The sequence below is a fragment of the Pseudomonas sp. HPB0071 genome, assembly GCF_000478505.2.
GTDB lineage: Bacteria > Pseudomonadota > Gammaproteobacteria > Pseudomonadales > Pseudomonadaceae > Chryseomonas > Chryseomonas luteola.
In genome coordinates, this window is sequence record NZ_KI517367.1 from 393775 (window position 1) to 414646 (window position 20872).

The window sequence follows — 20872 nt, forward strand, 5'->3', positions numbered from 1 at the left end:
CTTTTGAGATAATCATCCAAGTGGCATGTCATGCTTCGAGTTGCTCGGAGATGGCACAAGGATGTTAATGAGAGCAAAGATAAAATGGCGCAGCGGACGGGACTCGAACCCGCGACCCCCGGCGTGACAGGCCGGTATTCTAACCGACTGAACTACCGCTGCGCGTCGGTCGGGCTAACGCCCGGAAGAATCAAGAGGTCACCCTCTTGGATGGCGCGCATTTTGCGCATACCTCTTTGATCCGTCAAGATTTATTTATCATTTAATCCAAATAAATCATTTTCTTGGTCATTCCACCGTCAACGGTAAATTCCTGACCGGTAACAAATTCAGCTTCCTCTGATGCAAGCCAGGCTACCAGCGCTGCCACATCTTCTACGGTGCCTACCCTTCCTACCGGATGCTGCTCATGATCCAGCTCCGTCAACGGCTCAGCCTGTTGCTGAGAAAGATCCCGGGAATCAATCCAGCCAGGGCTGACAGCGTTCACACGAATATCTGGTCCAAGGCTCATGGCCAGCGCATGGGTAAGTGCAACAAGACCTCCTTTGCTGGCAGCATAGGCTTCGGTGGATATTTCTGACTGCTGCGCGCGCGTCGATGCCACATTGACGATGGAACCACGATTGGCACGAAGATAGGGAGCGGCATACTTGGCTGTCAGCATAGCGCCCGTCAGATTAACCGATAGCACCTGATTCCAGCGTGCCAATGTCAGTGTTTCCAACGGCTCGTTATGGGGGTCGGAGAGGCCAGCATTATTCACCAGAAGGTCAAATCGGCCAAACTGACCCACCACCTCGGCAATGACGGCCTCCACCTGACTTTCGTTCGCCACGTCCATTTCCATGAACCAGGCACGATTGCCAAGCGCTTCCACCACACGCGTCCCACGGCTACGGTCGATATCAGCCAGAACCACCTGCCATCCTTCGGTAATGAGCCAAGCCGAGACACCCAGCCCTATACCACGCGCCGCCCCTGTAACCAGCGCTACCTTGCTACCGGTCAACATTTGATATGCCTCATTCACAACGCTGCTATACCTCGAGCCAAATCGGTCTTGATATCCTCAATGTCTTCCAGCCCAACGGCAATGCGAATCAAGCTGTCGCTGATACCCGCATTGGCCCGCTCAGCTGGTGATAAACGACCATGCGACGTGGTAGCAGGATGAGCAATGGTCGTTTTGGTGTCGCCCAAGTTAGTGGTTATGGAGATTATGCGCGTAGCATCAATGACACGCCATGCGGCCTCTTTGCCACCTGCTACCTCGAAGCTGACCACGGCACCAAAGCCGCTTTGCTGGCGCTTGGCGAGCTCATGCTGTGGATGACTTTCCAGGCCAGCGTAAAACACTCGCTCAATACCGGGCTGCGCTTCCAACCAGCGCGCCAGCTGCAGTGCTGACTGACTGTGCGCCTGCATGCGAATCTTCAGCGTTTCAAGTCCCTTGAGGAACAGCCATGCATTGAAAGGACTCAGCGTGGGGCCTGCTGTACGCAAAAAGCCCACCAGCTCCTTCATGTGCTCGGCACGTCCTGCGACCACCCCCCCCATGCTACGACCCTGTCCGTCGATATACTTGGTTGCTGAATGCACCACGATATCAGCGCCCAACGCCAACGGCTGCTGCAGTACGGGCGTACAGAAACAGTTATCGACCGCTAATAGTGCACCCTGGGCATGGGCTACTTCAGCGAGCGCTGCGATGTCGACCAACTCGGCAAGCGGGTTAGAAGGTGACTCGACAAAGAAAAGCCTAGTGTTCGGCTTGCAGGCACCACGCCATGCCTCGATATCTGATAACGGCGGATAATCCACCTCAACACCAAAACGCTTGAGGTACTTCTCGAACAGGCTGATGGTGGAGCCAAACACGCTGCGCGAGACCAGCACGTGATCACCTGCACTGCACAGACTCATCACCAACGCCAGAATGGCCGACATACCGGAAGCGGTAGCCACTGCCTGCTCTGCCCCTTCAAGCGCTGCAATTCGCGTTTCAAAGGTCCGTACCGTAGGGTTGGTGTAACGCGAGTAAACGTTACCCGGTACTTCGCCAGCGAAACGTTTGGCCGCATCGGCTGCACTTCGGAAGACATAACTCGATGTCAAAAACAGCGCCTCACCATGCTCACCCTCAGGCGAGCGGTTGTAGCCTGCGCGAACGGCAAGGGTATCGAAACCTACACCGTCCAGGTCGCTATCAAGCCGCCCGGCGTCCCAGTCATGACTCATGCAAAAGCTCCTCAGTCGTTGTACAGGTCGATGATGGCATGCACCGCATGTGACGTGGTTTTAGCGGCATCATTACGGGCCTGCTCGATATTGAGCAGGTATGCCTCATCGACATCGCCTGTAATGTACTGACCATCAAACACTGCGCAGTCGAAGTTTTCGATACTTGGATTGCCACCACGAACGGCATCGACCAGATCATTGAGATCCTGATAGATGAGCCAATCCGTACCGATCAGGCGCGCAACATCTTCTGTAGAGCGACCGTGTGCGATCAGCTCATGGACGCTGGGCATATCGATACCATAAACATTGGGATACCGCACCGCAGGCGCCGCTGAACAGAAATATACATTCTTTGCGCCAGCTTCACGGGCCATCTGAATAATCTGCTTGCAAGTAGTACCCCGAACGATGGAGTCATCAACCAGCATGACATTCTTGCCTCGAAACTCCAGCTCAATGGCGTTCAGCTTCTGGCGAACCGACTTCTTGCGCGCAGCCTGCCCCGGCATGATAAACGTGCGGCCGATATAGCGATTCTTGACGAAGCCTTCACGAAATTTGACGCCCAGGTGATTCGCCAGCTCCAGTGCTGCAGTGCGGCTTGTATCCGGAATGGGAATAACTACATCGATATCATGATCAGGGCGTTCCCGCTGAATCTTCTCAGCCAGTTTTTCACCCATGCGCAACCGTGCCTTGTACACAGAAATACCATCGATAATGGAGTCCGGACGAGCCAGGTAAACATGCTCGAAAATGCACGGCGCATATTTGGGATTTGCCGCGCACTGGCGCGTGAACAAGCGACCGTCTTCAGTAATGTAAACCGCCTCGCCAGGAGCCAGGTCACGAATGAGGGTGAACCCCAGTACATTCAGCGATACGCTTTCCGAGGCGATCATGTACTCGACGCCTTTTTCGGTATGACGCTGCCCAAACACGATTGGCCGAATGGCATGGGGGTCCCGGAAACCTACCATGCCATACCCGGTTATCATGGCGATAACGGCATACCCTCCCCGGCACCGCTCATGTACGCCAGAGACGGCAGCAAATACATCATCTTCAGTGGGTTGCAGCTTGTTACGCACTGCCAGCTCATGTGCAAAAACATTGAGCAGCACTTCCGAGTCGGAATTGGTGTTTACGTGACGCAAATCCGACTCATAGATCTCTTGAGAGAGCTGAGCCACATTGGTCAGGTTGCCATTATGCGCCAGTGTAATACCGTAGGGCGAATTGACGTAAAACGGCTGGGCCTCAGCAGAGGATGAACTGCCGGCAGTGGGATAACGGACGTGGCCGATACCGATGTTGCCAACTAGACGCTGCATATGTCGCTGTTGAAACACATCCCGAACCAGCCCGTTGTCCTTACGCAGATAGAGCTTTCCGTCCAGGCTGGTCACTATGCCAGCTGCATCCTGACCACGATGTTGTAGGACGGTGAGCGCGTCATACAACGCCTGGTTGACGTTTGATTTGCCCACAATGCCAACGATGCCACACATGTGACGGAACCCCACTGTTAAGACTAGTTCGATTGGATGCGTGAACGCATCGTTTACTTGGCAATACCACCCAGCTCATTAAGCGTGTGCGGCACGGCTGCCTGAGTCATCCAGTTCCCTGCAAACCCCAACATGAAGTTCTTGGACCAGTCAGCCACCAAAAGAAAATGGGGAAGCAATACGGATTGCTTCCACCAGGGATCCTGCTGTACTGGAGCCAGGCTCAGCAGCCCTACCAGTACCACGATCAACAAGCCGCCACGTGCGGCCCCGAAAGCCATTCCGAGAAAACGGTCAGTACCTGAAAGCCCGGTGACCCGAATCAGCTCTCCCAACAGGAAATTGACCAGAGCACCGACCATCAACGTAGCAATGAATAGCAGCGCGCATGCAGCAATGATACGCCCTGAAGGAATCTGGATATAGTCGTTGAAGTATTGAGACAGCGCACCGCCGAACAGCCATGCTACAGCACCTGCCACTATCCATGTCAGCAATGAAAGCGCTTCCTTTACAAAGCCACGCTTCAAGCTAATCAAACTGGAAATAGCGATAACGCCAATGATCGCCCAATCCGCCCAGGTGAAGCCCACGGTGAGACCCACAACTAAAAAAGGCCCTGCATATTAGCAGAGCCTTTCGATTTGGTTAACCGCGTTCCGGCTGGAAACGCACTACAAAGCCATTTACCTTTTGCTGACGGCTTAACTGGTCGCGTAAGCGGTCTGCCTCCCCTCGGTCAACGACAGGACCTACAAACACGCGATTCATCCCATCCACACTGCGTACATACGCATTGTAACCCTGACTGCGCAGCGTGTTTTGCAGCTCACTTGCACGAGCCTTGTTAGACAGGCTGGCTAATTGCACGGACCAGCTTACAGGCAGATCATTGTTGTCCAGCCGCTTCTCCTGCTGAGCGGCGGGCGCTGGCTGCGTAGACGGAGGCGCCGCTGGTGCAGCCTTGGCCTGGGGCGCCTGCGCTACAGCAGGTGCGCTGGTCTGAGAGGCAGGAGCAGTGGGTTGTGAAGATTGAGCAACTGGCGCATCAGCATTGGAAATCTCCGGCACGGATGCAATTGGCGCACTGGGTAACGAAGCTGCATTTTCAGGCTTGTCCGGTATCACCTCTGGCGTCTCTACCGGCTTTACAGCTACTTCAGGCATTGCAGGGGCCTGGGGTCGAGGTGCCGGCTCTACAACCACCTGGCGGGTCTCATCCTGACGAGTAAAAAGCATTGGTATGAATACAATGGCCAGGGCAACCAGCACCAAGGCACCAACGATACGCTGCTTGAGCACTCGATCCATTTTTTATTCCCCTTGTGCTTGGCTATGCAACCAGCCTAGCGCCTCTGCCACGCTGTAGAAAGAACCCAATACGATGATTTCATCGTCTTCCGTAGCCATTTCAGCCGCTGCACTTAATGCATTTCTTATAGTGTCGTGACAATGCACGGCCTGCCCCTGATTGCGCAACGCAGCATGTAGCTCTTGCGCAGAACGGCTCCGAGGCGTTGGCAGCTCAGCCACAAACCATTCGCCGATCACTGCAAGCAGTGGTGTAATAACGCCGTGCAAATCCTTGTCAGAAAGCAGGCCAAATACAGCCAGGCGACGCCCGCTGGGTTTGCGTACAGATAATCGCCGAGCCAAATACTCTGCTGCGTGGGGGTTATGCCCCACATCCAGAAGCAAGTGAATTTGCTTGTTATCGATACTTACCTGACGGCGATCCAGCCGCCCTACTACGGCTGTGTCCACAAGAGCCTGGACTATCTTTTCAGGCACCCACTCGATATCTAGCAACGCATACGCCTGCAAAGCCAGCGCAGCGTTTTCCATAGGAAGATCAAGGAAAGGGATGCCGGGCAACGTCAACACCTCGCCATCAGCGGCTACGCCCTTCCAAAACCAACTATGGGACTCCATAAGAAGATCAAAGTCTTTACCCCGGCAAAACAGCGGAGCATTCAGACGCTCCGCCTGCTCCAGCAGTGGAACAGGCGGATCAAGGTCGCCACAGAGGGCAGGTTTTCCCGAACGAAAAATACCCGCCTTTTCAAACGCAACGCTTTCTCGCGTGTTACCGAGCCATTCGGCGTGATCCAACCCAATGCTGGTGACAAGGGCCAAGTCAGCGTCGACCAGATTAACTGCGTCCAGGCGACCGCCAAGCCCAACCTCGAGAATGACCGCATCGAGCTCCGCACGCGCGAACAGCCAGAAGGCAGCAAGCGTGCCCATTTCAAAATACGTTAGCGAAGTGTCTTGACGTGCCGCCTCAACGGCAGCAAATGCCTCACATAACGTCTGATCGTCTACGTCCTGCCCATCAATGGAGACACGCTCGTTATAGCGCAACAGATGCGGCGAACTGTAAACCCCGACACGCAACCCCGAGGCACGTAACAGTCGAGCCAGGAACGCACATGTCGATCCCTTGCCGTTTGTTCCTGTAACCGTAACGACTCGAGGCGCCAGATGCCCCAGCGCAAGTGCCTGAGCCACCTTGCGCGAGCGGTCCAAGCCCATGTCAATGGCAGTGGGATGCAGTTGTTCGAGGTAACTCAGCCAATCGGCCAGGGACTTGTTGTTCATCAGGCCGCCGGGCTAGGAACGTTCTGCAGGGTAGCCAGTAACTTGGAGAGACGACTGCGCAGCTCAGCGCGCGGCACAATGATATCCACCGCACCATGCTCAAGCAGGAACTCACTGCGCTGGAAACCTTCCGGAAGCTTTTCACGCACAGTCTGTTCAATGACGCGAGGGCCTGCAAATCCGATAAGTGCCTTGGGCTCAGCAACAATCACATCACCCAACATGGCAAGACTTGCCGAAACACCACCATATACAGGGTCTGTCAAGACGGAGATAAAAGGAATCCCCTCTTCACGCAAGCGCGCCAATACTGCAGATGTCTTGGCCATCTGCATCAGCGATATCAGCGCTTCCTGCATACGAGCTCCACCCGACGCCGAAAAACAGACCAGCGGACAACGCTGTTCCAGAGCTACATTGGCGGCGCGTACAAAGCGCTCACCCACGACCGCGCCCATGGAACCGCCCATGAACGAAAATTCAAATGCGCAGGCCGCCACCGGCATACCCATCAGCGAGCCCTTCATAGCAATCAGGGCATCTTTTTCGCCAGTCTCCTTTTGAGCAGCCGTCAGACGATCCTTATATTTCTTGCTGTCGCGAAATTTCAGGCGATCAACAGGCTCCAGCTCAGCGCCAAGCTCCTCGCGCCCGTCCGCATCCAAAAAGATGTCCAGACGACGACGAGCATTGATGCGCATGTGATGACCACACTTCATGCAGACATCCAGATTCTTTTCCAGCTCCGGGCGGTAAAGCACCGACTCGCAAGAAGGACACTTGTGCCACAGCCCTTCAGGTACAGAACTGCGTTTCACTTCGGAACGCATGATCGAAGGAATCAGTTTATCTACCAGCCAATTGCTCATGCATTACTCTCCACTTGCATGGGCTCGCATGTATCAAGTCCTGAGCTCGACACACAATCCCTGAGCGAATTATGAATTGATGGTGAACGGAGATTGAACAGCATGTCCAACTCAACGCCACCAGGCTCCACCCTAACGGGCTAGCCCAACCTAAACTCTGCTAGTAATTATCAAGCAGAAAAATCATTGATGACCCGAAACGGTTCGGGCCCGACTTAGCCTGTTGACGGTCTTAATTCAATTGCCGTCACATGGCCTCAGTTGATCCTTTTAATCCTAACCACGCCGTACGGCATCAACGAATGCACGAACCTTTTCGTGATCCTTTATACCCTTGGTTGACTCTACCCCGCCGCTGACATCAACAGCGTAAGGACGCACTCTGGCAATGGCATCGGCTACATTTTCAATCCCAAGCCCACCTGCCAGCACGATAGGCCTGGATAATCCCTGCGGTATTTGCGCCCAGTCAAATGCCTGCCCTGTTCCACCGGGAACACCTTGAACATAGGTATCTAGCAAGATGGCATTTGCACTAGCGTATTCCTGACAACGAGCAGCAATGTCTTCACCCGGCTTCATACGCAGCGCTTTCATGTAGGGCCGACGATACCGCGCACAATCGGCTGCCGTCTCCTCACCATGAAACTGCAACAGATCAAGCGGCAAGGCATCCAGTGTTTCGTCAATCTCACAGCGGGACGCATCGACGAAAAGCCCTACCGTTGTCACGAATGGAGGCAAAGCAGAAATGATGCGCTTGGCCTGGGGGATCGATACGGAACGAGGGCTTTTCCTATAAAAGACGAGCCCGATAGCATCGGCGCCAGCATGAGCGGCGGCCAATGCATCCTCGACGCATGTGATTCCACAGATTTTCACACGGACCGCTGACACGTCTTTTTACCCGGACTGAAAAATCAGACGATGGTATCAGAAGGCGGAGGCTTAGTCAGTTCGCCATATCAGGGAGAGCCGACAGGAAATGCGGCCCCAGGTAGCGCTTAGGCAAATCAAACTCTTCAGGGTATTCGACCCTGACCAGATAAAGCCCATAGGGATGCGCCGTCACGCCTCCCGCTTTACGATCGCAGGCGTCCAGCACTTGGGCAGCCCACTCGACAGGCCGCTCGCCTGCGCCGATCGTCATCAATACGCCTGCTATGTTCCGCACCATATGGTGCAAGAAAGCATTGGCCCTGATATCGAGCACAATAAAGCAGCCGAACACCTGCACATGCAGATGATGAACAGTCTTGATGGGAGATTTGGCCTGGCACTGTTGCGCACGGAACGATGTAAAATCATGCGTCCCAACCAAAAGGGCCGCAGCACTTCGCATTCGCTCAACATCTAGCGGACGGTGATTCCAGGTAACTTGCTCGGCCAGATGAGCAGGTCGAATAGGATCGTTGTAAATCACGTAGCGGTATCGACGCGCGACGGCTGAAAAACGCGCATTAAAATGATGAGGCATGGGCTTGGCCCACGCTACGCTAATATCCTTAGGCAGGTTGGCATTTGCCCCTAGCACCCAGGCATGAAGCGGACGATCAACCGCCGTATCAAAATGCACGACCTGACCGCTGGCATGCACAGCCGCATCGGTACGACCCGCGCAGGAAACCGTCACAGGCTGAGCTGCCACCCGGCTCAATGCTTTCTCAAGGGCTTCCTGCACGGATATCACGCCAGCCTGCTGCCTTTGCCAGCCGCGGTAGCGAGCCCCCATGTATTCTACACCAAGGGCTATTCTTGAAACGCCAACGGCAGCCTCCTCGGCTGCCGCTGTGTTAACACTTTCAGTCATATTCAACTCAATTGGGCCAACATCTCGCGAGCCTCATTACGCTGGGCATCACTACCTTCGGCCAGAATCTCATCAAGGATATCTCTAGCCCCATCCGCGTCGCCCATATCGATATAGGCTCGAGCCAGATCAAGCTTGGTTGCCGTCTCATCTTCACCCGAAAGGAAGTCGAAATCGTCATCAAGACCTGAACCACTCTCTGCAGAAAAACTGCCGAAGTCAGTACTGGCTTCGTCTTTGCGCTCCTCAGCTACAGTCTCTTCCCTCAGATCAGGACTGCTCTGCTCCAGGTCAGCATTGGCGCGCTGAAGCTCAGCTTCGAAGCTGTGTGCTTGTGGGTCAGCCGCTTCAGGCGTTTCACGCTCAGCAATAGGCTCTGGCTCTGCTCCTGGCTCGTCAATGGAAAGATCGAAGTCATCCGACAGATCATTCACGTCCGAAGGCTTCGTTTCATTATCTGGCAGATCGAGACTGAAGTCATCCTCAGGAGCATGAACCGCAGGCTCGCTAAAGGCCATCGGCTCAGCGTTGCGATCCGACTCGTCCAGATCCAGAGAGAACTCGTCATTTAACGCCGTATGCTCGGGTGCTACCGGACGCTCCGAATCACTCGACAGATCGAAGTCAAAGTCAAAATCGTCATCCTTGGCAGTCTGAGCAGTGGTTTCTTCTGCGGTAAAATCGAATGTATTCGTATCTTCGCGCACCACCGCTGGCTCTTCAGTGTCATCCAGCTTGAAGTCATCGAAATTCAGATCGAAATCGTCATCGAGCTTCTCAGTAGTCTCGGGCTCATCAAGGCGATGCTCCTCGGACTCACTGACCTCGTGCGCAGCAGCCAGCGCTGCCGCACCCAAGACTGTTGCAGCCGCCGCGGCAGCCATGGCAGGGTAACGGGACTTGAGCTGCTCGACTTCCGGCTGGGATCCACCAATTTCACGCAACTCATTTTCCTGGCGAATGAAGCCCTCACGGTCGCCCATCTCGGCATACACTTCCATGAGTTTCAAACGCAAGTCAGCGCGATGCGGCTCCTCATCACTGGCTTTCTGCAGAACATCAGCAGCCTGATTGAAGCGCCCATAGGCCATATAGATATCAGCCTGACCTAGCGCGTCAGACGGCTGCTTGGCATCGGTGTTCTGATTATCCAGATTGCTTTCGGACAGGTCACTTATATCCAAGCCGTCCAGACTGCTTTCATGAATATCGGGATCGACACGATAGGCACCAATGGACTGCTCCTCTTCCAAGGCGGCCTCACGCTCGGCTTCACGCATGGCGTTGCGGCGAGAGATGACCATCAGAAGAACCAGCAGCGCCAACAGCGCACTGCCACCAATTACACCCAACCAGAGGGTGTTTCCAAATATCTGATCAAGGAAACTGGCGGGCTCTTCGGCAACAGGTTCAACAGGCTGAGCCGGAGCTGCAGTGGCGGGCATGGCAGGCGTAGTAGCCGAAGGCGCCGCAGGTGTTTCGGCCGGCACTTCTGGAGCACTGGCCGAATCGGGCGCCGTATCCTCTGGCGTAGCGGGAGGCGCTGTTTCAGCCTGTTCAGACGCGCTTTGGTCAGCCGTAGGTTGAGCAGGCTCACCCTCTGGCGTTGTGGCCGGCGGAGTGATTACCGGAGCCGACGCCTCAGGGGATTCTGGAGCAACGCCCTGATTGGCAGCCGAAGCCTGCAGCTGAGCTAGCTGGGCATCCTTGAGTTGCATCAGCTTTTGCAACTTGTCCAGCTGACTTTGCAAATCGCTCATGCGACTCTTGAGTTCTTCGTTTTCGCGACGAGTCGAATCCAGACTTTCTTGCGTTACGGCCAGCTTGTCTGCCAGCGCCTGGTTATTACCGCTATTTCCCTGGTCGCTACCAGAGGCTGATTTGCCCTGCTGACCGGAAAGCAGGCGCAGATTGTCCTGCTGCTCGGCCGCCCCCGGTGCACTCTCCGGGCCTTGCCTGTTGGTAGCATCAAGTTGTCGAGGCGAACCTGGCACGTTGGCGGCATCAGCGGCCTGCAGACCACCACGCCAGGCTCGGTTCTGAGCAGCCACTTCTTCCAATGCTTGGCGCTGGGAACGCACTCTGATCTGCTCATCATTGGGGAGACGAAGAACCTGCCCACTCTTCATCAAATTGATGTTATTGCTCAAAAACGCACTAGGGTTACGATCCTGGATAGCCAGCATCATCTGGTGTACAGAGACGTTGTCGTTGGGACGAGTACGGTCTGCCACTTCCCACAGGGTATCTTTCGGGCTGGTCGTGTACTCACCATTCATGGTGACAGGCACACCCGCTGCACCTGAAGGTACCGGGGTTGCCGCTGGACGCGCAGGTCTTGATGGTGCAGGCGCCGTAACAGGCGCTACGGGTGCTGCCGCCATTTGAGGCGTGTAAAGCGGTGGGTCCAGTAGAACGGTGTACTCGCGAAGCACGCGACCGCTTGGCCAGCTCACTTCCAGCAGGAAGTTCAAGTAGGGCTCACGTACCGGCTTGGATGACGTAATACGAATAACACTACGCCCGTCCGCTCGGACTTCAGGCGTAAATTTAAGATCGGTCAGAAAATAGTTTCTATCGACGCCGGCTTTACTGAAGTCTTCAGGGGAAGCCAGAACGGGGCGCAATTCTTCTGCTGAAAGGTCGCGAACATCCTTGAGGTCAATGACCGCATTGAATGGCTGATTCAGCGATGAATTCAGATGAATATCACCGAGGCCAAGGCCATACGTCGCTCCTGACGCAAAGGCGGATGCCGCCGCGATTGCTAGCACTAATTTTCGAACCCGAACCATAGCTTTCCCTTATGATTTCTGTCGGCAGCAGATTTGCTTACCTAGGTACCGTTCAAGATGACCGGCCAGTTTGAACGGTACGCCTAGCCAATTATTTACTGATAAGTCTGCCCTAACTTAAATCAGTATCTTTTACAGATAATGTTTTATCAATAATTCAGCCGTTTGCACGGCATTAAGCGCAGCCGCCTTTCGAACATTATCTGAAACGATCCACATTTCAATCAGATGTGGATCTTCTGGATTATGTCTGACGCGCCCAATCAATATTTCATCACGTCCGATCGCATCATCCACGACCGTTGGATATTCTTCTGCATCAAACAATTCCAAGCCTTCATGCTTAGAATAGGCCAAATTCAGATCTTTTATAGCCAAAATATCACGTGTTTTAACGGTTACCGAAAGACTATCGCCAAAGAACACTGGCACTTGAATACAACTGACCGCCAATGTTCCGAGACTGTTGCCCAACACTTCTTTACACTCGCCCATGACTCTATGCTCAATCGCAGTATAGCCATCTGACTGTGGTTCACCGGTCTGTGCTAGCACATTGAATGCCAACTGCTTGCCAAATACCTTTGGCTCCAGTGGACGCGCATTTAGCAGCTCGGTTGTTTGCCGCGCCAACTCTCGAACACCGGCCCTACCCCGACTAGAGGCAGCGAGACAAGCGGTAACAGTTGCCTGCTCAATAGCACTTTGATGGCAAATGGGAGCCAGTGTACTAATGAGTACTGCGGCAGGTGCACTCGGCACTGACAGCAGACAAGGCCTTTGCTGCTGGCCAATGAGTTCGCTGCTGACGTCCGGCATCACACGCGGCGAACGTAAGCTATCCAAAGAGCCAGTCAGGTCAATAACCGAACATCCCGCCTCGAACGCTTTTTCTGCCAACGTCCCGGCCGATACCGTATCAGCTGCCATAAAGGCCAGTTGAGCCTTGCCAAAATCAAAGTCATCAGCTGCCGTTATGCGCAGGTTTCTGCCGCGAAAGGCAATAGACTGACCAACAGAGTCAGCTGACGCTACCAAATAAAGGTGGACGAGCGGGAAATCACGCTCCTCCAGCAATGTCACGATAGCTTCGCCAACGTTGCCTGTTGCACCAACGACAACGACCGAAAGGGATGTGTTCATGTGCAGGGGCCCAGAATGAAAAAAGGCGGCACTGTAGCGGCCGCCTTTAAGACTTTCAATTGCCGTGAATCATGGAGAAGCATGATCTCAACGGAATGAGGAGTAATACCTCAACGCTCAAGCAAAATACGCAGCATACGGCGCAGCGGCTCAGCCGCTCCCCATAGCAACTGATCGCCGACAGTGAATGCGCCCAGGTATTGGGAGCCCATGTTCAGCTTACGCAGACGACCTACCGGCACGTTAAGCGTGCCTGTTACCGCAGCAGGGGTCAGCTCACGCATGCTGACTTCACGGTGGTTCGGCACCAGCTTGACCCATGGATTGTGCTGACTGATCAAACCTTCGATATCGGAAATCGGCACGTCCTTGTTAAGTTTGAGGGTCAATGCCTGGCTGTGGCAACGCATGGCGCCCACGCGGACACAGATACCATCGACAGGAATCGGGTTTTTGAAGCGGGCCAAGATCTTGTTCGTCTCCGCTTGCGCCTTCCATTCCTCTCGGCTCTGTCCATTAGGCAGCTCCTTGTCGATCCAGGGAATAAGGCTCCCTGCAAGCGGCACACCGAACTGCTCTACCGGGAAAGACTCGCCCCGTAGCGTTTCCGCCACCTTACGATCAATATCCAGAATCGCACTGGCAGGATCTGCCAGATCGTCAGCAACGCTTGCATGTGTCGCGCCCATTTGGCGAATCAGCTCACGCATGTTTTGAGCACCGGCACCTGACGCTGCCTGATAGGTCATTGCGCTCATCCACTCAACCAGGCCAGCCTCGAACAGCCCGCCCAGAGACATCAACATCAGGCTAACGGTGCAATTGCCACCGATGTAGTTCTTGGTGCCCTCGTTAAGCGCCTGGTCGATCACTCGACGGTTTACGGGATCCAGAACGATCACGGCATCGTCATGCATACGCAAGGTAGACGCAGCGTCAATCCAGTAACCGTTCCAACCGGCTTCCCGCAGCTTCGGGAAAACTTCGCTGGTGTAATCGCCGCCCTGGCACGTGATGATGACGTCCAGGCCCTTGAGTTCGTCAATGCTGTAGGCATCTTTCAGCGGAGCGATATCTTTTCCAATGGAAGGACCTTCGCCCCCTACATTGGAGGTGGTAAAGAACACCGGCTCGATCAAGTCGAAATCACGTTCATCCAGCATACGCTGCATGAGCACGGATCCCACCATACCGCGCCATCCGATTAAACCTACACGCTTCATTGCTACTGCACCTTTTTTGGAAGTGGCGGCCGGAAGCGCTCCGGCCGGCCGTACAGATTACTCACTTGCGAGCGCCGCGACTACTGCCTCGCCCATTTCGCGAGTACCTACTTTTTGACAGCCCGCTGACCAGATATCGCCTGTACGCAAGTTCTGGTCCAGAACACGGCTTACCGCCTGCTCAATCGCCTCAGCGGCCTTTGATTGGTTGAAGCTGTAGCGAAGCATCATGGAAACGGAAAGAATCGTAGCCAACGGGTTGGCAATGCCCTGTCCGGCGATATCCGGCGCCGAACCATGACAGGGCTCGTACATGCCTTTGTTGTTGGCATCCAGCGAAGCGGAAGGCAGCATGCCAATCGAACCGGTCAGCATTGAGGCCTCATCCGACAGAATGTCGCCAAACATGTTGTCCGTCACCATCACGTCGAACTGCTTGGGCGCGCGCACCAACTGCATGGCCGCATTATCGACATACATATGACTCAGCTCGACATCGGGATAATCCTTGGCGACCTCTTCCACAACCTCTCGCCATAGCTGACTGGACTCCATGACGTTAGCCTTGTCTACCGAGCAGAGTTTCCTGCCGCGGACACGAGCCATTTCAAAACCGACACGTGCGATCCGGCGAATTTCGCTTTCGCTGTAGGGAAGCGTATTAAAACCCTCACGCTCACCGTTATCGAGCGTGCGGATACCGCGAGGGCCACCAAAGTAGATCCCGCCGGTCAGCTCGCGCACGATCAGAATGTCCAGACCTGACACCACTTCTGGCTTGAGGGTAGAGGCCTCCGCCAATTGCGGATAGAGAATGGCCGGACGCAGATTGGCAAACAGACCTAGCGCAGAACGAATCTTGAGCAAACCCTTTTCAGGACGAATTGCACGATCAAGCTTGTCCCACTTGGGACCACCCACCGCACCCAGCAGAACAGCATCTGCTGCCTGAGCCTTTTCAAGCGTCTCATCAGCCAACGGAACGCCATGCTTGTCGATGGCTGCACCGCCGATCACATCTTCGGTCAGCTCGAAATCCAATGCGAACATGTCGTTGACGCGATTCAGAACCTTAACAGCCTCAGCCATGATTTCAGGGCCAATGCCATCGCCTGGCAGAATGAGGATCTGTTTGCTCATTGTTATCTCACTTATCCATGGAAAAGTAGAGGTGGTGCAAGGGCACCACCCAGATCATATAGGCTGGGCCCAAAGGACCATCACATCGACGGTAAAGGAGCCGTCCTTGTCAATTTCAAAATAATGACGGACTTCCTGACCAATCCGGCCTTGTACTGTGCGTATGGCCTGACGCATGGGCTCAGGCGTATTCATCCGCTCGGCCCACTCCAGGAAGTTCAAGCGCAGCCGCTGGCGAACACAGCGGGTTACTCCCAGACGAGCAACACCCAGCATCTGGAGCCACTCAGCCATGGAGTAGTCTCTGACGTGACTGTTATCACGCAGGATTTCTACGGTCTGAAGATAGGTATCAAGACGGGGGTTGGCAGGCGAGATGACATCTACAAACGCAGCCTGACCATTGAAACGCAGCACACGCCGCACCTCGCTCAGAGCTGAGCCGATGTCACGCCAATGATGCGCGGAATACCGACTAAGAACGAAATCAAAGCTGGCATCCCCAAACGGCAGACGCTCAGCCATCCCGGGTTGCACACTGATATTGTCGATGCCGCGCTCATTGGCCGTACGCTTGACGATGGCCAGCATCTCTTCTGACAGATCCAATGCCACCACCGAGCCCGCCACAGGCGCAATGTTGTAGCTGACATGGCCGGCCCCACACCCTAGATCCAGAACCTTTGCCTGCTCGCGTTTGGCTACCTGCTCCCGCATCTCCTGCAGTTCAGAGCCTTGAGCATGGACGTTACTCCCCAGGTACGACTCAGCCATCGTACCGAATTGGGATTGGACAATTTGTTCGTGATCACCAGCCATGTTGCCTACCTCATGCGTTTTGAAACAACCAGGGATTGGCCTGTTGGTATGTCTTTTCGAATGCCCTGACGGCATCCGCATCCTGCAGGGTCAGACCAATGTCATCCAACCCATTAAGCAAACAGTGCTTGCGGAACGCGTCGATTTCGAAGGGAATGGCTTTGCCATCAGGACGTTTCACAACCTGCGAGGCCAAATCGATTTCAAGGGTATACCCTTCTGTCGACTCAACCTGAGCAAAGAGTTCACTCACTTCCTGTTCTGGCAGGACGATTGGTAATAAACCGTTCTTGAAACTGTTGTTGAAAAAGATATCAGCAAAGCTTGGAGCAATCACAGCGCGAAAGCCGTATCCATCCAGCGCCCAAGGCGCGTGTTCACGGGATGATCCACATCCGAAATTTTCCCGCGCCAGAAGAATGCTGGCCCCCTGGTAACGGGACTGATTAAGCACGAAATCCGGATTGAGTGGACGCTGGCTATTGTCCTGCCCAGGTTGCCCTACATCCAGATAACGCCACTCGTCAAACAGGTTGGGGCCAAAGCCGGTCCGCTTAATGGATTTAAGAAACTGCTTTGGAATGATCTGATCCGTATCGACATTAGCGCGATCCAATGGAGCAACCACGCCTGTATGCTGAGTAAATGCCTGCATGAGATGCTCCTTAAACGCGACCGAATTCACGAACGTCAACAAAATGCCCTGCGATCGCTGCCGCAGCGGCCATGGCGGGACTTACCAGATGCGTACGACCACCGGCACCCTGACGCCCTTCGAAGTTGCGGTTGGATGTGGATGCGCAGTGCTCACCGCTTTCAAGGCGATCCGCGTTCATTGCCAGGCACATCGAGCAGCCCGGTTCACGCCATTCGAAACCTGCATCGATAAAGACCTTATCCAGACCTTCCTTTTCAGCCTGGGCCTTTACCAGGCCAGACCCAGGCACCACCAGCGCCTGCTTGATGGAACTCGCCACCTTACGGCCTTTGGCGACAGCCGCCGCGGCACGAAGGTCTTCAATGCGAGAGTTGGTACAGGAGCCAATGAACACTCGATCCAGACGGATATCAGTAATAGGCTGACTGGCCTGCAATCCCATGTATTTCAATGCGCGCTCAATAGAGCCACGCTTCACGGCGTCTCGCTCCTGGGCCGGATCAGGAACGGCTTGATCTACCGCAACCACCATTTCAGGGGAAGTCCCCCAGCTAACCTGAGGCTTGATCTTGGTCGCGTCCAACTCGACGACGGTATCAAAGACAGCGTCTTCATCAGAGACCAGCCCGCGCCATACTGCTACGGCTTGCTCCCAATACTCGGGCGCAGGGGCAAAAGGGCGTCCTTTTACGTAATCGATTGTGGTCTGATCGACCGCCACCATGCCTACGCGTGCGCCCGCCTCAATTGACATGTTGCAGATTGTCATTCGGCCTTCCATCGACAAGGCGCGAATGGCACTGCCCGCAAACTCGATAGCGTGCCCATTACCTCCCGCCGTACCGATCTTGCCGATCACAGCCAGAATGATGTCTTTGGCGGTTACGCCGAAAGGTAATTCACCCTCGACGCGTACCAACATGTTTTTCATTTTCTTCGCGACCAGGCACTGGGTCGCAAGTACGTGCTCAACCTCGGACGTCCCGATACCATGAGCCAAGGCCCCAAGCGCACCGTTGGTGGACGTATGAGAGTCACCACATACCACAGTCATGCCGGGCAGGATGGCGCCCTGCTCTGGGCCTATGACATGCACGATGCCCTGGCGCACGTCATTCATCTTGAATTGAGTAATACCGAAGTCATCGCAGTTTTCGTCGAGCGTACGAACCTGAATGCGAGACGTCTCATCCTTGATGGAAGCAATACCTTCCTTACGATCCGGCGTGGTTGGCACGTTGTGGTCTGGCGTTGCCAGATTGGCGCCTAGACGCCAAGGCTTGCGCCCAGCCAACCGCAGGCCTTCGAATGCCTGAGGTGAGGTCACCTCATGAATGATATGACGATCAATGTACAGCAGTGCCGAACCATCATCGCGCTGCTTGACCAAGTGCATATCCCAGAGCTTGTCGTAAAGGGTCTTGCCAGCCATCACTAACGTCCTCATCGGCGTGTTTCTATGCCCTTAGGGCTTGTAAGGTGATCCTAACGCTTGATGCTCTCATAAAACAAATTCATAATTTTCATGATCTTCATAACCATTAGGAATCCATCTTTTGGATCTGAATAACCTCAATGCGTTTATAGCAGTTGCTGAGAGTGGAAGTTTTTCCGAGGCAGGCGAACGGCTGCATTTGACACAACCTGCCGTCAGCAAACGAATTGCCAGCCTTGAACAGCAACTGGAAACACGTCTCTTCGATCGTATTGGGCGGGAAATCAGCCTGACCGAATCAGGTCGAGCACTTTTACCTAGGGCTTATCAGGTAAAAGACGCCTTGGCTGACACCCGAAGAGCACTGGCCAATCTCAATGGCGAGATTGCCGGCAAACTGATTTTAGCCACTAGTCATCACATCGGATTACATCGGCTACCGCCGATACTCAGGAACTTTACACGCCTATACCCAAAAGTTTCTCTGGATATTCGCTTTCTTGACTCAGAAGCGGCATATGAGGAAGTGCTACAGGGGCGTGTGGAGCTTGGCATTATCACCTTGGCGCCAGAAGCATCACCGCTTATCCAGGCCTCACCTGTCTGGGATGACCCCCTCGATTTTGTCGCAGCGCCTGAGCACCCCCTGGCCATGTCAGAGCAAATCAGCCTGGCTGACGTTGCTGCGCACCCTGCCGTTTTCCCAGGCGGAAATACCTTTACCCATCACATCGTGCGGGGCTTGTTCGAGGCACAGCAGCTCACACCCAATATTGCAATGAGCACAAACTATCTGGAGACCATCAAAATGATGGTCTCTATCGGCATTGCCTGGAGTGTCCTGCCGCGAACAATGCTTGATGACCAAGTCGTGAGACTTCCCTTGCCGGGAATACACCTCAAACGTCGCCTGGGCTATATCGTTCACACAGAACGAACGCATTCCAATGCAGCCAAGGCCTTTATGAAGCTATTGAACGATTTGCATGTATGAATAAAAAAGGGGCCGCACATGGCGCCCCCTTTTCTATTGTTTGATGGCCGCTGTACTTAGGCACTCTGACCTTCCAGCGCAGGCTTTTCATCGGCACTCAACTGACCGTTGATGGCGATGCGTTTGGGCTTGGCCTCTTCCGGTACTTCACGTACCAGATCGATGTTGAGCAGGCCATTCTTCAAGCTCGCACCCTTCACCTCAATGTGATCAGCCAGGCGGAAGGACAGCTTGAAGGCACGCTGGGCGATGCCCTGGTGCAAGTAGGTCACGCTGTCGGCGCTCTTCTCACGGCGGCCGCTCTTCACGGTCAACACGCCCCGCTCCACTTCGAGCTCAAGGTCGTCTTCGGCAAGGCCGGCAGCCGCGATCACGATGCGATAGCGATCGTCGCCGTGCTTTTCCACGTTATAGGGTGGGTAGGAGCTACCCGACTCGTTGCGCAGCGCGGATTCGAACAGGTCATTGAAGCGGTCAAATCCAACGGAATGGCGGAACAAGGGAGCAAGAGAGAATGCAGTGTTCATATAGGGAATCTCCTGAGTCATCAGCAAGTTTCAACGCAAGGCCCGACTTCGGCGCCCTGCAGGATTCGATATAGGAACCCGCTCGCTTTTTTCAAGTAGCACACCCGATGAACGGTAACTGAACTGGACTATGCAACCGAAGGAATTGAGGGCTGCAAGCCAAGCAGCGTATCGATCCGCTCGCATTCTGTCTCACGGCGTATTTCGCCAAACAACGTCAGCGCCTCCTCATAATTACGAGAAAGCATACCCAACCACTGCTTGAAACGTCCCGGCGCATAGCGTGGCGCCATCTTCTGGCGCGCTTTGAGCCAGAAAATCTGTAGCAGCGCGAACAGCTCTTCCCACTGCATAGGCTCAACATGCTCACCCTTGACGCTGGCCGCTATCTGTCGCGCCAGGTCAGGCCGGGAAACCAATCCACGCCCCAACATAACTTCCGCGATACCGCACACCTCACGGCACCGCCAGTAATCCTCCAGCGTCCAGATCTCGCCGTTAGCCAGTACAGGAACGTCGACGACTTCCGCAACCCTGGCAATCCACTCCCAGTGAGCTGGCGGTTTATAGCCATCTTTTTTGGTGCGGGCATGCACAACCAACTGTTGCGCCCCGCCAGAAACCAACGCTTGAGCGCACTCCAGCGCGCCTTCAGGGCTGTCATAGCCCAACCGCATCTTGGCTGTCACCGGGATAGACGAAGGCACGGCACGACGAACATGCGAGACAATCGAGTGCAACAGCTCTGGCTCGTTAAGGAGGATGGCACCGCCCTTGGAGTTGTTAACAGTCTTGGCAGGACAACCAAAATTCAGATCAATGACCGGAGCACCCAGCGTACAGGCGTACGCCGCATTCTCTGCCAGGCAGACAGGGTCCGATCCTAGGAACTGAACTCGCATGGGTACTCCCGCTCGCGTCATCGAGCCGCTTGCCAACTCCGGAGCGTATTTTTCATACGTTGCTAGAGGCAATAGCCGGTTGGTAATGCGAATAAACTCCGTGACACACCAGTCGATGCCACCTACCTGCGTTAGCAGATCACGCAGAATCTCATCAACCAGCCCCTCCATGGGCGCCAAAGCGATTTGCATATAGAC

At 54.6% G+C, this 20872-nt stretch carries 19 protein-coding genes and 1 tRNA gene; 1 reads left to right on the forward strand and 19 read right to left on the reverse strand.

The genetic code is table 11. The features are described 5' to 3' along the window. Nucleotides 1–85: 85 nt before the first annotated feature. From HMPREF1487_RS02045 to leuC, 17 genes are all read right to left on the reverse strand, one after another. Nucleotides 86–162, reverse strand: a tRNA-Asp gene (locus tag HMPREF1487_RS02045). A 100-nt stretch (nucleotides 163–262) separates the two neighbouring features. Continuing rightward, entirely contained in the window at nucleotides 263–1015 is a 753-nt protein-coding gene (locus HMPREF1487_RS02050) for an SDR family oxidoreductase (RefSeq protein ID WP_010794933.1), read from the reverse strand. Between the two features lie 14 nt (nucleotides 1016–1029). Beyond that, nucleotides 1030–2241 (reverse strand): O-succinylhomoserine sulfhydrylase, encoded by a 1212-nt coding sequence (locus HMPREF1487_RS02055; protein ID WP_010794934.1) that lies wholly within the window; start codon nucleotides 2239–2241, stop codon nucleotides 1030–1032. Between the two features lie 11 nt (nucleotides 2242–2252). After that, nucleotides 2253–3758 (reverse strand): amidophosphoribosyltransferase, encoded by a 1506-nt coding sequence (purF, locus tag HMPREF1487_RS02060; protein ID WP_010794935.1) that lies wholly within the window; start codon nucleotides 3756–3758, stop codon nucleotides 2253–2255. A 53-nt stretch (nucleotides 3759–3811) separates the two neighbouring features. Then, nucleotides 3812–4351, reverse strand: a complete 540-nt coding sequence (locus HMPREF1487_RS02065) for a CvpA family protein (RefSeq protein ID WP_037030388.1) — start codon at nucleotides 4349–4351, stop codon at nucleotides 3812–3814. A 55-nt stretch (nucleotides 4352–4406) separates the two neighbouring features. After that, entirely contained in the window at nucleotides 4407–5069 is a 663-nt protein-coding gene (locus HMPREF1487_RS02070) for an SPOR domain-containing protein (protein ID WP_010794937.1), read from the reverse strand. Nucleotides 5070–5072: 3 nt separating this feature from the next. Then, nucleotides 5073–6359: a bifunctional tetrahydrofolate synthase/dihydrofolate synthase gene (folC, locus tag HMPREF1487_RS02075; protein ID WP_010794938.1), complete on the reverse strand. Its 1287-nt coding sequence runs from the start codon at nucleotides 6357–6359 to the stop codon at nucleotides 5073–5075. Then, nucleotides 6359–7228 carry an acetyl-CoA carboxylase, carboxyltransferase subunit beta gene (gene accD / locus HMPREF1487_RS02080; protein ID WP_010794939.1) on the reverse strand — a complete coding sequence of 290 codons (870 nt, stop codon included), beginning with the start codon at nucleotides 7226–7228 and terminating at the stop codon, nucleotides 6359–6361. The genes folC and accD overlap by 1 nt, the downstream gene beginning before the upstream one ends. Before the next feature lie 276 nt (nucleotides 7229–7504). Next, nucleotides 7505–8125, reverse strand: a complete 621-nt coding sequence (locus HMPREF1487_RS02085) for a phosphoribosylanthranilate isomerase (protein ID WP_037029594.1) — start codon at nucleotides 8123–8125, stop codon at nucleotides 7505–7507. 55 nt (nucleotides 8126–8180) lie between these two features. Further along, complete coding sequence (gene truA, locus HMPREF1487_RS02090) at nucleotides 8181–9038, reverse strand: tRNA pseudouridine(38-40) synthase TruA (protein ID WP_010794941.1); 858 nt, start codon at nucleotides 9036–9038, stop codon at nucleotides 8181–8183. 2 nt (nucleotides 9039–9040) lie between these two features. Then, nucleotides 9041–11833, reverse strand: a complete 2793-nt coding sequence (locus HMPREF1487_RS02095) for a motility hub landmark protein FimV (protein ID WP_010794942.1) — start codon at nucleotides 11831–11833, stop codon at nucleotides 9041–9043. 132 nt (nucleotides 11834–11965) lie between these two features. Next, nucleotides 11966–12976 carry an aspartate-semialdehyde dehydrogenase gene (locus tag HMPREF1487_RS02100; RefSeq protein ID WP_010794943.1) on the reverse strand — a complete coding sequence of 337 codons (1011 nt, stop codon included), beginning with the start codon at nucleotides 12974–12976 and terminating at the stop codon, nucleotides 11966–11968. A 110-nt stretch (nucleotides 12977–13086) separates the two neighbouring features. Further along, entirely contained in the window at nucleotides 13087–14199 is a 1113-nt protein-coding gene (gene asd / locus HMPREF1487_RS02105) for an aspartate-semialdehyde dehydrogenase (protein WP_010794944.1), read from the reverse strand. A gap of 57 nt (nucleotides 14200–14256) precedes the next feature. Beyond that, entirely contained in the window at nucleotides 14257–15339 is a 1083-nt protein-coding gene (gene leuB / locus HMPREF1487_RS02110; RefSeq protein WP_010794945.1) for a 3-isopropylmalate dehydrogenase, read from the reverse strand. 54 nt (nucleotides 15340–15393) lie between these two features. Further along, nucleotides 15394–16158, reverse strand: a complete 765-nt coding sequence (locus tag HMPREF1487_RS02115) for a class I SAM-dependent methyltransferase (RefSeq protein ID WP_010794946.1) — start codon at nucleotides 16156–16158, stop codon at nucleotides 15394–15396. A gap of 10 nt (nucleotides 16159–16168) precedes the next feature. Next, on the reverse strand, nucleotides 16169–16813 hold the full coding sequence (leuD, locus tag HMPREF1487_RS02120) for a 3-isopropylmalate dehydratase small subunit (protein ID WP_010794947.1): 645 nt from the start codon (nucleotides 16811–16813) through the stop codon (nucleotides 16169–16171). 10 nt (nucleotides 16814–16823) lie between these two features. Beyond that, complete coding sequence (gene leuC, locus HMPREF1487_RS02125) at nucleotides 16824–18248, reverse strand: 3-isopropylmalate dehydratase large subunit (RefSeq protein WP_010794948.1); 1425 nt, start codon at nucleotides 18246–18248, stop codon at nucleotides 16824–16826. Nucleotides 18249–18372: 124 nt separating this feature from the next. Between leuC and HMPREF1487_RS02130 the strand changes: the two genes are divergently transcribed. Continuing rightward, complete coding sequence (locus HMPREF1487_RS02130) at nucleotides 18373–19245, forward strand: LysR family transcriptional regulator (protein ID WP_010794949.1); 873 nt, start codon at nucleotides 18373–18375, stop codon at nucleotides 19243–19245. A gap of 56 nt (nucleotides 19246–19301) precedes the next feature. Here the strand turns inward: HMPREF1487_RS02130 and HMPREF1487_RS02135 are convergent, their stop codons facing one another. Further along, on the reverse strand, nucleotides 19302–19772 hold the full coding sequence (locus tag HMPREF1487_RS02135; RefSeq protein ID WP_010794950.1) for an Hsp20 family protein: 471 nt from the start codon (nucleotides 19770–19772) through the stop codon (nucleotides 19302–19304). 128 nt (nucleotides 19773–19900) lie between these two features. Further along, nucleotides 19901–20866, reverse strand: a complete 966-nt coding sequence (locus HMPREF1487_RS02140; protein WP_010794951.1) for a tRNA dihydrouridine synthase — start codon at nucleotides 20864–20866, stop codon at nucleotides 19901–19903. Between the last annotated feature and the right edge of the window lie 6 nt (nucleotides 20867–20872).